The following is an 806-nucleotide window of genomic DNA, read 5'->3' on the forward strand; positions in this document are numbered from 1 at the left end:
CCACTCGCAGGCATCAAAATCATCGACTTCACGCACGTGCAGGCCGGCCCCGCCTGCACTCAGATGCTGGCCTGGTTCGGCGCTGACGTGATCAAGGTCGAGCGTCCTGGCTCTGGCGACGTCACCCGAAGCCAGCTGCGTGACATCGAGGGCGCTGACGCGCTGTACTTCACCATGCTCAACAGCAACAAGCGCGGCTTGACGCTTGATACAAAAAAGCCCGAAGGCAAGGAAGTGCTGGAGAGGCTCATCAAGGAATCCGACGTGATGGTCGAGAATTTTGGTCCCGGCGCACTGGACCGCATGGGATTCACCTGGGAACACATCCAGTCACTCAACCCAAAAATGATTCTGGCATCCGTCAAGGGTTTCTCTGACGGCCACCACTACGAAGACCTGAAGGTTTACRAAAACGTGGCCCAGTGCGCAGGCGGCGCAGCGTCCACCACCGGCTACTGGAAGGGCGAGAACTCAGGTCCCACCATTTCGTCTGCCGCCTTGGGCGACAGCAATACCGGCATGCACCTGGCCATCGGTATTTTGACGGCCTACATCGGCCGCCAGAAAACTGGCAAGGGCCAGAAAGTCGCCGTGTCCATGCAAGACAGCGTGCTCAACCTGTGCCGCGTCAAAATGCGCGACCAGCTGCGTCTGGACAACCTTGGTTACCTGGAAGAATATCCGCAATACCCGCATGAAATGGAAGCTTTCAAGGACGGCGTGGTGCCGCGCGGTGCCAATGCCGGCGGCGGCGGGCAACCCGGCTGGATTTTGAAATGCAAGGGCTGGGAGACCGACCCCAACGC

At 59.5% G+C, this 806-nt stretch carries 1 protein-coding gene; it reads left to right on the forward strand.

The window, feature by feature from the left end:
- Positions 1-806 (forward strand): formyl-CoA transferase (locus tag AC1D0Z_RS23240; RefSeq protein WP_477660484.1); only part of this gene is annotated, 806 nt, incomplete at both ends.

Source organism: Polaromonas sp. P1_E3, assembly GCF_056405935.1.